The 11,710-nt window shown below is 60.5% G+C and carries 13 protein-coding genes; 4 read left to right on the top strand and 9 right to left on the bottom strand.

The genetic code is table 11. From position 1 onward, the window contains the following. Window positions 1-139: 139 nt before the first annotated feature. The 3 genes from ccoP to ccoN are packed head-to-tail and all read right to left on the bottom strand — an operon-like array spanning window position 140 to window position 3,271. Window positions 140-1,039, bottom strand: a complete 900-nt coding sequence (ccoP, locus tag HQL56_13785) for a cytochrome-c oxidase, cbb3-type subunit III (GenBank protein MBF0310591.1) — start codon at window positions 1,037-1,039, stop codon at window positions 140-142. Window positions 1,040-1,072: 33 nt separating this feature from the next. Further along, window positions 1,073-1,786 carry a cytochrome-c oxidase, cbb3-type subunit II gene (gene ccoO / locus HQL56_13780; GenBank protein ID MBF0310590.1) on the bottom strand — a complete coding sequence of 238 codons (714 nt, stop codon included), beginning with the start codon at window positions 1,784-1,786 and terminating at the stop codon, window positions 1,073-1,075. A gap of 39 nt (window positions 1,787-1,825) precedes the next feature. After that, window positions 1,826-3,271, bottom strand: coding sequence for a cytochrome-c oxidase, cbb3-type subunit I (ccoN, locus tag HQL56_13775; protein MBF0310589.1), 1,446 nt, complete (start codon window positions 3,269-3,271; stop codon window positions 1,826-1,828). Between the two features lie 285 nt (window positions 3,272-3,556). Here ccoN and ccoG point away from each other — a divergent pair, with 285 nt between their 5' ends. The 3 genes from ccoG to HQL56_13760 are packed head-to-tail and all read left to right on the top strand — an operon-like array spanning window position 3,557 to window position 5,683. Next, window positions 3,557-4,966, top strand: coding sequence for a cytochrome c oxidase accessory protein CcoG (gene ccoG, locus HQL56_13770; GenBank protein ID MBF0310588.1), 1,410 nt, complete (start codon window positions 3,557-3,559; stop codon window positions 4,964-4,966). Continuing rightward, on the top strand, window positions 4,959-5,501 hold the full coding sequence (locus HQL56_13765; protein ID MBF0310587.1) for a FixH family protein: 543 nt from the start codon (window positions 4,959-4,961) through the stop codon (window positions 5,499-5,501). The genes ccoG and HQL56_13765 overlap by 8 nt, the downstream gene beginning before the upstream one ends. Window positions 5,502-5,512: 11 nt before the next feature. Next, the gene (locus tag HQL56_13760; protein MBF0310586.1) at window positions 5,513-5,683 is read left to right on the top strand and encodes a cbb3-type cytochrome c oxidase subunit 3; all 171 of its coding nucleotides are present in this window, start codon (window positions 5,513-5,515) and stop codon (window positions 5,681-5,683) included. 29 nt (window positions 5,684-5,712) lie between these two features. Here the strand turns inward: HQL56_13760 and HQL56_13755 are convergent, their stop codons facing one another. From HQL56_13755 to HQL56_13730, 6 genes are all read right to left on the bottom strand, one after another. Next, a complete protein-coding gene (locus tag HQL56_13755) occupies window positions 5,713-6,228 on the bottom strand; it encodes a hypothetical protein (protein ID MBF0310585.1) in 516 nt (171 codons plus the stop codon). A gap of 9 nt (window positions 6,229-6,237) precedes the next feature. After that, window positions 6,238-6,669 carry a hypothetical protein gene (locus HQL56_13750; GenBank protein MBF0310584.1) on the bottom strand — a complete coding sequence of 144 codons (432 nt, stop codon included), beginning with the start codon at window positions 6,667-6,669 and terminating at the stop codon, window positions 6,238-6,240. 63 nt (window positions 6,670-6,732) lie between these two features. Then, on the bottom strand, window positions 6,733-7,230 hold the full coding sequence (locus HQL56_13745; GenBank protein MBF0310583.1) for a hypothetical protein: 498 nt from the start codon (window positions 7,228-7,230) through the stop codon (window positions 6,733-6,735). 146 nt (window positions 7,231-7,376) lie between these two features. Continuing rightward, on the bottom strand, window positions 7,377-7,670 hold the full coding sequence (locus HQL56_13740) for a hypothetical protein (protein ID MBF0310582.1): 294 nt from the start codon (window positions 7,668-7,670) through the stop codon (window positions 7,377-7,379). Window positions 7,671-7,788: 118 nt separating this feature from the next. Continuing rightward, window positions 7,789-9,813, bottom strand: coding sequence for a HAMP domain-containing protein (locus HQL56_13735; GenBank protein ID MBF0310581.1), 2,025 nt, complete (start codon window positions 9,811-9,813; stop codon window positions 7,789-7,791). Further along, window positions 9,810-10,535 (bottom strand): response regulator, encoded by a 726-nt coding sequence (locus HQL56_13730; GenBank protein ID MBF0310580.1) that lies wholly within the window; start codon window positions 10,533-10,535, stop codon window positions 9,810-9,812. Before HQL56_13730 ends, HQL56_13735 begins: the two co-directional genes overlap by 4 nt. 416 nt (window positions 10,536-10,951) lie before the next feature. On the opposite strand from HQL56_13730, the gene HQL56_13725 reads away from it, so the two are divergent. Then, on the top strand, window positions 10,952-11,623 hold the full coding sequence (locus tag HQL56_13725; GenBank protein ID MBF0310579.1) for a hypothetical protein: 672 nt from the start codon (window positions 10,952-10,954) through the stop codon (window positions 11,621-11,623). The last annotated feature ends 87 nt before the right edge of the window (window positions 11,624-11,710 follow it).

Below are 11,710 nucleotides of genomic sequence, written 5' to 3'. Positions count from 1 at the left end.
GATAATCGCCCCCGGACCCCCGTATTAATGAACGAATGAAACAGAAATGGAATAATCCCCCCCGGACCCCCGTATATCGGAACAAAAAAAACGGGGCCTTTCGGCCCCGTTTCATCACGCTTGCCACAACCCTTCGAACCTACTGCCCACCCCCCAAGGTGTGGACATACAACGCCACCTGCCGAATGGAAACCGGATCCAGCTTCCGAACAGCACTTTCACCCCAGGCAGGCATCTGACCCGACCGACCCTTGGCGATCGACTCCCGGATCGTCTTGGCATCACCACCATACAACCAGATGCCATCGGTCAGATTCGGAGCGCCAATGCCATGGTCAATGGCCGCACCGGCAACCGTATCCTTGAGGGATCCCTTGCCATGCTCCCCATGACAGGTCTGGCAACCCGCCTCACCCTTGAACAGCTCTTCTCCCCGCTTGGCCGCATCCTTGTCCGTCGCTTTATTGGACAAGGAAAGAACAAACTGGGTCAGATCATCCACCTGATTGCCCTTGAGGGCCCCACCCGCCGTGTCCAGATGCGCCGGCATCTGTCCCTGGCGACCATTGGTGATGGTCTCGACAAGGGTTTCCAACTTGCCGCCATACAGCCAGTCATCATCCACCAGCGCGGGAAAACCAGGCCCCCCTTCCCCACCACCACGATGGCAAGGGGCACAGTTGTCACCAAAAATCGACTTGCCGCCCGCACGGGCAAACTGCAACAGCTTGGGATCCTTGCTCACCTGATCCAACGGCGTTGCCGCCAACTGTTTCAGGAACGGCTCCCGAAGCTTTTCCGCCTGGTCAAGCTCGGCTTGCAACTGCCCGTGCATCGACCAGCCAAGAAGACCTTTGGTATAGTCCTGCGCCAAAGGCCAGGCCGGATAGAGAATCCAATAGATAACCGACCAGATAATGGTTGCATAGAAGCTGTACAGCCACCACCTTGGCAGAGGATTGTTGTACTCTTTGAGTGGAAAGCCCTCTTCGTCGTCCCATTGGTGGCCGGTGGTTTCCACTTGCTTGTTGTCAGCCATGAATGCTCTCCTCGATAGGCATGGTCAAAGCCATTACCGCGCCCGCGCCTGGTAGGACGAAAAATCGACCAGGGTGCCCAACATTTGCAGATAGGCCACCAGGGCATCCAGTTCGGTGATCTTCTCCGGCTGGCCGTCGAAATCTTCCGCCGTCACCTTTTTGCCGTAACGGTTTTTCAGACTCGCCGCATCCCCGCTTCCCGCCTGGGCCTTCAAATCGGCCTCGGCGTTGGCAATCTGCTCCGCCGAATACGGCACCCCCACCATCTGCATCACCGACATGCGTTTGCCCACATCGGCATAGTTCAGGGAGGTCTTCTCCAACCAGGAGTAACTGGGCATCACCGATTCCGGAACCACCTGCCGGGGTGCGCGCATATGTTCGATATGCCACTGATTGGAGTACTTGCCTCCAACCCGCGCCAGATCGGGGCCCGTCCGTTTGGAACCCCATTGGAAGGGATGGTCGTACATGCTCTCCGCAGCCAGGGAGTAGTGCCCGTAACGTTCCTTTTCATCGCGGAACGGACGGATCATCTGGGAGTGGCAGTTGTAGCACCCCTCCCGGATGTAGATGTCCCGCCCTTTGAGTTCCAAAGGCGTATAGGGACGCATGCCTTGCACTTTCTCGATGGTGCTTTCCAGATAAAACAGAGGCGCAATCTCCACCAAGGCACCGATGGAGATGGTGACCAGGGTCAAAATCCCCATCAGGGGGATACTTTTTTCAATGGTTTCGTGTTTCACCGCATCGCTCCTTCAATGGCCGATCTGTTGCCGGAGTGGTCAGGCCGTCCGGGCGTTGTTGGCGCCCTGGATGGTCTTCACGATGTTGTAAACCATCACCAGCATCCCCAGCAGGAAGAGCAGACCGCCCACCGCACGAATCAGATAGTATGGGTGCATGGCCGCAACCGTTTCGGCAAAGGAGTAGGTCAGGTTGCCGAACTCGTCATAGGCCCGCCACATCAGACCCTGCATGATGCCCGAGATCCACATGGCCACGATATAGAGCACGATGGCGATGGTGGACATCCAGAAGTGGAGGTTGATCAATGCCTTGGAATGGATCGTCGTTTTCCACAACCGGGGAATCATGTGATAGAGCGCCCCGAAGGAGACCATGGCCACCCAGCCCAACGCGCCGGAATGGACATGTCCGATGGTCCAGTCGGTGTAGTGGGACAGGGCATTCACCGCCTTGATGGACATGACCGGCCCTTCGAAGGTGGACATGCCGTAGAAGGAGAGGGAGATGATGAAGAAGCGCAGCACCGGATCGGTACGCAGTTTTTCCCAAGCCCCGGAGAGGGTCATGATGCCGTTGATCATGCCGCCCCAGGAGGGCAGGATCAGCATGATGGAGAAGGTGGCGCCCAGGGTGGAGGCCCAATCCGGCAGAGCCGTGTAGTGCAGATGGTGCGGGCCGGCCCAGATGTACAGAAAGACCAGTGCCCAGAAATGCACGATGGAGAGCCGGTAGGAGTAAACCGGGCGCTCCGCCTGTTTGGGAATGAAGTAGTACATCAATCCCAAAAAGGCCGCCGTCAGGAAAAAGCCCACCGCATTATGACCGTACCACCATTGGATCATGGCATCCCGCACCCCGGCATAGATGGGGTAGGAATCGGTCAGGTTGACCGGAACGGCCAGGTTGTTGACGATGTGCAACACCGCCACGGTGATGATGAAAGCCAGATAGAACCAGTTGGCCACATAGATGTGCGGTTCCTTCCGGCGAGCCAGGGTGCCCACGAAGTTGATGAAGTAGGCCACCCAAACCACGGTGATCAGCAGATCGATGGGCCAGATGGGCTCCGCATACTCCTTGCCCTGGGTGATGCCCAGCGGATAGGTGATCACCACCAGCACCACCACCAGGTTCCAACCGTAGAAGGTCAGATTGGAGAGGAAGCCCGAAAAGAGCCGCGCCCGACAGGTGCGCTGCACCACATAGTAACTTGTGGCAAACAACACGGATCCCCCGAAGGCGAAGATCACCGCCGAGGTGTGCAGCGGGCGCAACCGCCCGAAGGAGATCCACGGCAGGTCAAAGTTCAACGCGGGAAACGTCAGTTGCCAAGCCAGAATGTCGCCCACCAGAAAGCCAACCACGGCATAAATGATGGCTGCGATGGAAAACTTCTTCACAATGGCATAATCATAGCTTATGGATAGATCGTTACTTGGCCGCACGGCAGCCCTCCTCAACACGTGAGATCGAATGCCCATTCATTGTTCCACCTCAAGACTCCCTGTCGATATCGTGAAGGATCCACCTCCTCTCCCGGCTTCGAAAAAGCCTGTACAACATGTTGATTTTACTGAAAATACTTAGCAGAGCCCCTGATTCGGCATGGGGAACATTCTGTCCCGCCCTTTTTCCTAATTTGAGGTATAATAGATTGTACACGGAAAAAATCAATTTTTTTGTACACGAAACATCTGGGCCATTCTGCCATCAAATGAGGCAGGACCCTTTGGTGACCACTCCGTTCCCGACGAGGATGCCCTGGCATGACCGATTCCCCTTCGCTTTATGCTTCCCGGAAACAAATCTTTCCGAAGTATCAGCCGGGCTTTTTCCGCAGCCTCAGGTGGTACTTGACGGGACTTTTCCTGGGCATATATTACTTGTTGCCTTTTTTGCGCTGGGATAGGGGAGCGGGGATTCCGGATCAGGCCATTCTGTTCGACCTTCCCGGGCGCAAATTCTACCTGTTCGGTCTGGTGGTCTGGCCCCAGGAGGTCTATCTGCTGGCTTTTCTGCTGATCGCCGCCGCCTTCGGGCTCTTTTTCATCACCGCCCTGGCCGGACGCATTTTCTGCGGCTACATGTGCTTTCAGACCGTGTGGACCGATCTGTTCCTGCTGGTGGAACTCTGGACGGAGGGCCACTGGAAAAAACGTCAGGCCGCCTGGAAAAGCCCCTGGACCCTGGAGAAGGGGCTCCGAAAGCTTCTCAAGCACATTCTGTGGGTTGTCATCAGCGTCGCCACCGGCGGGGCCTTCGTCTTCTATTTCGCCGATGCGCCTTCCCTGCTGCGGGAATTTCTCGATGGCAGCGCCGCCGAACCCGCCTGGTTCACCCTGGGATTTTTGACCCTGACCACCTATGTGATGGCCGGTTTCGCCCGCGAGCAGGTCTGCATCTACATGTGTCCTTATGCCCGTTTTCAGGGGGCCATGTTCGACGAAGAGACCCTTATCGTGGCCTATCATCCGGAGTTGGGCGAACCCCGGGAGTCCAACCGGCGCCGGCGCGAGGCCGCCGATACACCCACCGGACACTGCATCGATTGCGGCGAGTGTGTGGCTGTCTGCCCCACCGGCATCGATATTCGCCATGGCCAGCAATATCAATGCATCACCTGTGCCGCCTGCATCGATGCCTGCGATTCGGTCATGGCCCGCATGAAGGATCCCACCCGTCTGATCCGCTACACCTCCCTGAGCGAGATCAACGGCAAGAAGGCCCATCTGCTGCGGCCCCGCACCTTTGTCTACGGCGCTTTGCTCGCGGCGGCCTTTGTCGCCATCAGCCTCCACTTCGTCTGGCGGGCGCCCGTGGAACTCAATGTGCTGCGGCACCGCAATCCGCTTTACATCCGCCTCACGGACGGCGGCATCCAGAACAACTACACCGTTCACCTGCTCAATCTGACCTCCACCGCGCAGAAGTATACCCTTCAGGTGGAGAATCTGCCGGGTGCCATTCTGACTCAACCCGGTCAGGAGTCAGGCGGCAATGGCCTGCACCTGGAAGCCAAGGCGGGAGAGGTGGTGCCCTATACGGTTTTTCTGCGTCTGCCGCCGCAACATACCCGGCCCGGCAGCACCGACATCACCTTCCGCCTCACCGGTTCCCGACCGGAAAGCGGGGAAGCCTCTTATCAATCCAAGTTCATGGGACCGCACGATGACTGATTTCGAGCAGAGCAGGACCGAATGCCGTCACACTCCGGAAGAGCTGGTGGGCAAGGAACCCTGGCCCAAGTGGATTCTATGGCTCTTTCTGGTGGTACTCGGCGTCAACATACTCATGGTTCTGTTGGCCCAAGGCACCTTCAACGGACTGAGTACCCGGGACTCTTACGCCAAGGGCTTGGCCTACAACGAGGTGCTGAATGCCCAGCAGGCCCAGGAAGCTCTGGGCTGGCAGGTCAAACCCCTCTCCCTGAAACCGGTGGTTCGGCAGAGTTCACCCCTGGTGATCCGGATCACGGATCGCGGCGGCAATCCGGTACGGGGCATCTCCCTGAAGGGATCGCTTTACCGACCGGTCCAGGAGGGTTTCGATCAGAACCTTGCCTTCGACGAGGGACAACCCGGAGAATATCGCGCCATGACCACGGCCCCGTTGCCGGGTTGGTGGGAAATTCGCATCCAAAGTGTCGATCCGGCATTCACCTGGGTGGAACGCCTGCAGGCCGTTATGCGGAATGAGGAGGAACAACGGTGAGTTTTGATGAAATGTGGCTCTTTTCCAAACAGTTTGCCCTGGTATGGTTCTTTCTGATCTTTGTGGGCGTGCTGCTCTGGGTCTTTTGGCCGAGCCATCGCAGCCGCTTCGAAAAAGCCGGAGAGAGCGTTCTGCACGACGATGATCCGCCCGGGACCGAAACGAAACCGACCAGGGAGTGATCTTCTCCCCGGCGGACGTTTCGTCTGACTCAATTCCCGAGAAAGAGGACTGCCGGTGGCCCGGAGACCCGGACCCCGCCGGGAGTCCAAACGGGCCGGGTTCCGGCGGGAACCAGAAAGCCTGCCCGGTCCGTCACCGGGTAGAAGGGCAGAAAATAGGTGTGCTGTTGCGGTTCGGGACGCTGATAGCGCAACGCCGGGTCGAGAACCGGACGGCTGACGCTTTTTCCCAGCAGGAAGGGGTCATTTCGTCCCCCGCTTAAATCGACCGGCCTCCCCACGCTACGCCGGGCGATCTTGAGTTCCGGAACCTTGTCCCCCATGACGCCTGCCACGGCGGGAGGAGCCGCAGAAACCGGCGGCAGACCCGAGGCCGTGGTGGCCGGAGCCGTGGTGGCCGGAGCCGTGGTGGCCGGAGCCGCGGAAGCAACTCCGGGTACCGCCATCGGCGTCGGCAACAGTTTCTGGTTCTCCCCCGCCCATCCCCCCGTTCCGCCTGTCAGAAGGCTCAATCCCAGGAGTAGTGACATGCGATAGCGTTTCATGTGGTCCTTCTATCGCATGGAGTAGCCGGGCATGAAATAGCCCTGGGAGTAGGAATACTGCGGATTATGGATCGACGGACCGGTGGCGGGATAGAAATATCCCACGGTGGTCGTCTCCTGAGAAGAGCCGTAGTAGGCCTTTTCGATATCGGCCCCGTAATAGGGATCGATGGACTGATAGGGATCCACCGAGCCGTAGACCACCGCCGGACCGGTCGAATAGTGGGCCGGAGGCTGGGGGGGGGTATAATAGGTCTGCACGCTGGTCACGGGCTGGGCGGAATGATAGAGCAGCCCCGCGATGGCGGTTCCGCCGATCAGCATGGCCAGTCCCGCCGCGTCGGCCCGGACCTCCCGGACCGGCAGAATCGTCAGAGCCGCGGCAAATCCCGCAGCCAGCATCAACAGACGGGCAGACTTCGACATACGATGGGTCAACATGGTTCGTTCCTTTCGAACAGCCTGTTTTCGTTCAAGAGAGAGGGGTGGTTCTCAGCCGCGATGTCAGCGATAAATGGTGAACATCTCGCCGGCGGGAGGACCCGCGTTCATCTCCTTGACCAGATCGGGATGGGGAGGACGCACCACCATGACCGAGCCCAAATCCGCCGGAGGGAAACCGGCAGGGGCCTTGATGTTCATGGCCGGTCTCTGGGGAACCATTCCCCCGACCGGCATCACCGGAATGAAACCCGGCTGGGCGGTCATCACCGGAATGGCCGGGTGGATATCCTCCTGCTGGGTGTCATAGTCCCAGGCGGCATGACGGGAAGGATTGGTATACCACCAGTAGTCCACGGTCTTCATGTAACCCTGCCGGTACATCCAGGCGGGCACCACCGGAATGGTCACCGAAGGCTGTCCCACCACCACCTTGGGATGGTTCATCAAGGTTTCGGCACTGGCCGCACCGGCCAGAACCAGCATCGCGCCACTGGCCAGCAGCACGCCGAGGGCCCGTTTGAAAGTCGATGAAGAGCGAAAGTTGACAAGGTTCGACATGGTTTTCTCCCTGACAGTGGGAAACGGGATTCGCAAGAATCCGTGGCACTTCCGTGGTGTGCCTTCCGTTTCCGACGCGGTGACCATGGGGATCGTCCAGGCATCCATGGTCAATTGGTGACGACGCATTCCGCGCTTGGCGCGGTTCAGTACCCGAGCAGGGCCGATTGGGGCACCATGGTTTCGGTACGGTGTCTCAAGGTTTGAGAGTGTTGATAGACCACCGGAGGCTGGTGGTGCAGTACCGGTTGCTCGGCCACCAGAGGGGCCTGTCCGGTTGCCGGAAGCATCACTCCCGGTACGGCGGGGACGATCACCGGGGGACCGACGAAGGTGACCGGAATCATCGGTCCCGTTTGGTAGCAGCCTGCGAGCAGAGGCAGGACGAACGTCGCGAGAAGAACGTTTCTGGTAGCTTTGCCTGTGCCGAATCGTGCCATGCCTTGATCCCCCGGAACATCGATTTGAGCCATGAATCAGCCATGTTGCACTTATCGGCCAGCTCCGAGGATCCTTGAGCGCATCTTTGGGGGAAGGGCGATTTTTCTCCGGAAAGGGTCAGGATGCCTCGGATCCGGGCGGATGTTCCGGCAGCCGGATGACGGCTTCCAGACCGTGGGGCTGGCGGTTGCGCAGAATCAGGGTGCCGCCGTGGGCCTGCACGATATTGCGGGCGATGCCCAAACCCAGACCGGTGCCGCCGGAACGCCGGTTGCGGGATTTCTCCAAACGGACGAAGGGTTCGAAGACCCGTTCCAGATCCTTTTCGGCGATACCCGGTCCGTCGTCGGCCACCACGACCTCCACCCAGCCCCCCTCGCGGCGCACGCGCATGCGGGCGCACTGCCCGTAGGCCACGGCGTTGTTGACCAGATTGGACAAACAGCGTTTGAAACCCTGGGGACGCAACAGGACAGCGGGCAAGGGCTCCCCTTCGAGGCTGCAGTCGCGTCCCATCTCTTCCTGTTCGGCCTGCACGGTCTCCAGCATGGCGTTGAGATCGACCTTTTCCAACGGTTCGCTTCCCTCCATTCCTCGGATGAAATCGAGGGCGGCAGAAGCCATTTCTTCCATTTCGTCCAGGTCCTTGAGGGTTTTTTCCTGTATGCGGACATCGTCGATGAGTTCGGCGCGCAAACGCATGCGGGTGATGGGTGTCTTGAGATCGTGGGAGAGGGCGGCCAGAAGATGGGTGCGTTCCTGGAGATAACGCCTCAGGCGGCTTTGCATGGTGTTGATGGTCAGGGCGGCCAGACGCAGCTCCTGGCAGCCTTTTTCGGGCAGCGGGGGCTGATTGATGTCCCGGCCCAGGGCGGCGGCGGCCTGGATGAGAACGCCCAGGGGGCGCATAACCAGCTTCACCGCCAAAAAGGCCAGGATCACCACACTCACCAGCAACACCGCCAGCGGCACCACCAGGTGGCTGGGCCAGGCGAAGGCCTCTTCGGGCAGGCGGTTGCGCAGACGCAGCCAGGTTCCGTCCTGCAACGACACCTCCACGATGAAGGAGATGCCGGCGGGCAGCACCTCGGGCACGGCGGAGACCGGGGTCCAGTTCCAATCCTTCACTTCCGGCTCGGGGGGTGGCGGCGGAGCGCTCTTTTCGGCGCTGGGAGCCGGGGCCGGAGGAGGAGGCGGCGGCGCAGCCACCGGCATGGGCACGAAGGGATTGCCCTGAAAGGGCATGCCCAAAAAGGGCATGGGAAACGGAGGGAGGCTCTCGCCGCCCCAGGGCGTGCCCGGCAGGGTGGCGGAAGGGGGCAGGTTGCCCTCGCTGCCGGGGGGAAAGGGCGAGTTAATCCCCGGCAAGGTGTTCTGGCCGCTGCCGGCGGACGGCGCCCCCACGGGACCGGTCCGGCTGGCGGGATAGCCCGCGGCGGGCGGATATCCGCCCATGGCCGAGAGGCCGGGAGGATAACCGTACCCGCCCCAGGGGGGAGTCCCGTAGGCGGACGGAGCGCCGCTGGCCAAACCCGGTCCGTAGGAAGGGGGACCGAAACCCGGCGGGATCGTGGTGGTGGACGGGGGTGGCGGAACGGGCACCGTTGCAACCGCCTGGGGTGTCGGGGGAGAGCCCGTGCCGCTGCCACCTGCCGGGCTTCTCTCCTCGGCCCCCCCTTTCGACCGGGTCGTCGCCGCAACCGGCGGGGCAGGCGCGGCCTCACGAAGCGGATATTCCCGTGGGGTGACGATCTCCCGATCCTCTCCGGCGATGACGGTCACTTCCACCTGTCGCCCGGTCAGGAAACGATCCAGCAGTTTTTTCACCAAGGCCGCCTGGACCGGTTCCCGCTCACCCGTCACCGCAGGAGGCCGCTCCCGAAAGAAGGCCAGGCTTTGCAGCGGACTTTCCAGCACCCCGGCCACCCTGCGCCGGTCCTCCGCCGACAGGGGATCCAGCAACTGCACCACCGCCGCCAGCCGGTTGGCGGTCTGAATGCCGCCCACCATGACCAGCATGCGCCCCCGCTCGTGCAGAAACAGGGCCGCGCTCGCCGCCAGCGCCAGAGACACCCCGACGCTCAATATCACCACCAGACGGCCAAACAGGGTGCCGGGCCACAAACGGAAGCCTCCCCTCATGCCAGGCGCTCCACGTCCGCGGCCAGCATGTAGCCCTGCCCCCATACCGTCTGGATCACCCCCGGTTCGCGGGAGTCCTCACCCAACCGTTTGCGCAACCGGCCGATCTGCACGTCGATGCCCCGTTCGAAAGGACTCGACTCCCGGCCCCGGTAGAGTTCCATGATCTGATCCCGATCCATGACCTCCCGGGGGTGGCTGAGAAAGATGCGCAACAAGCCGTATTCGGCCTTGGTCAGCGGCACCACCACCCCCTGGGGAGAGCGCAATTGGCGCGAGGCCAGGTCCAGGGTCCAGCCCGCGAAACGCAGTCGGGCCACCGCCTCGGCACTGCGACCTGCCGGTTCCGCCCTGGCCCGGCGCAGCACACTCTTGATGCGCGCCAAAAGCTCCCTCGGATTGAACGGCTTGGAGACATAGTCATCGGCTCCCATCTCCAGACCCACGATGCGATCCGTCTCCTCCACCCGCGCCGTCAGCATGATCACCGGCAGGTTGGCCGTCAGCGGGTCGCTACGCAGACCGCGACACAGGGTCAGCCCGTCATCCCCCGGCAACATGATGTCCAAAACCACCAGATCGACCGCCTCGCTGGTCAACAGCTCCCGCAATTTCTCCCCGTCGGGCAGCACCAGACACTCGAAGCCGTTTTTCACCAGGTAGTTGCGCAACAGTTCCCGGGTCTCCTCATCGTCTTCCACCACCAGGATACGGTCGATCATGGGGTCCCCTCTCCGGCATTTGTAAATAAAGTATGACAAACCAGGTCTATTGCAAACAAACTGTAAAAAAGAACCTCTTCATGTTGACGCTATTTTACAATAAAAAGGTAGCAAAATAAGCCCTCCCGGATTATGCTCCTTTCCAACGCATCACAAGCCCGCCGAATCCGGTCAACCACCCAGGCAGCCGGTGGAAAATAATGGAATCGGGGCTTAAGGATGAAGGTGTCCTCAACCAGATTGCAAGGATGGATGGTCGGTCGTCGGGGAGAGAACCGTTCAACAGGGATGGTTGTCGGGTCTGCGCAGTCCCCGTTCTTCAAAAAGCCATCGGGTGCCAACGACATGGCGGGAGGAGACGTTCCGGCTGAATTCACCCCTTGCGGGATGTTCCATCGTTTACAGGAGAAAAGGGTATGACCGTGTTGCCGAAAACCCTCCTCGCCGCAGCCGCCACCCTCGGGTTGGTGGTTGGTGGGCTTCAGACCGCAACGGCTGCGGAAAAGGCCAAGGAAGCTCCGGCTGCTGCCGTACAGACCCCTGCCCCGCCCGCTTTCGGCCCTTATGGTCCCGGAGTGGCTCCGCCCTGGGGCGGTTATCCCGGAACCTGGGGTGGCCCCTGGGGATCGTATCACGACCCGGTTTGGACGGATGCCGTACAGTCCAACAAGGAAGTGATGGAAGCCCAGAACAAGATGCATCGCACCATGCAGGAAGAGCAGTTGAAGATGCATCGCAAGATGATGGAGCTGGGGCCGGCTTCCGGGGAGAAACGCGAGACGTTGCGCAAGGAGCTTGAAGCCCAGCGCGAGGCCATGAACAAACAGATGGAAGAGCAGCAGACCGCCCTGCAGGAGACCCTGCAAAAGAGCCACAAAAAGGTGGCGGATCGCATGCAGGAACAGCAGAAGGCGTGGATGGATCAACAGCAGCAGATGTGGAACAACCCGGCTCCCTGGGGTCCGGGATATGGTCCGGCCCGGGGTCCGGGATACGGGTATGGTCCGTGGGGTCCGGGATACGGTCCCTGGGGCGTTCCCGCCGCTCCCCCTCAACCCGCCGCTGATGGCAAGGCTGCCGCCAAGTAAGTCAATTCGTTGCAAAAAATCCTTCCAGCTCGGGGTTCCGGTGATCCGGAACCCCATTTTTTTGACTTTCAATATGTTATCTTTTAA

The sequence above is a fragment of the Magnetococcales bacterium genome (genome assembly GCA_015231925.1).
In the GTDB taxonomy this organism is placed as follows: Bacteria; Pseudomonadota; Magnetococcia; order Magnetococcales; family JADGAQ01; genus JADGAQ01.
This window is presented reverse-complemented; position numbering and strand designations above follow the sequence as displayed.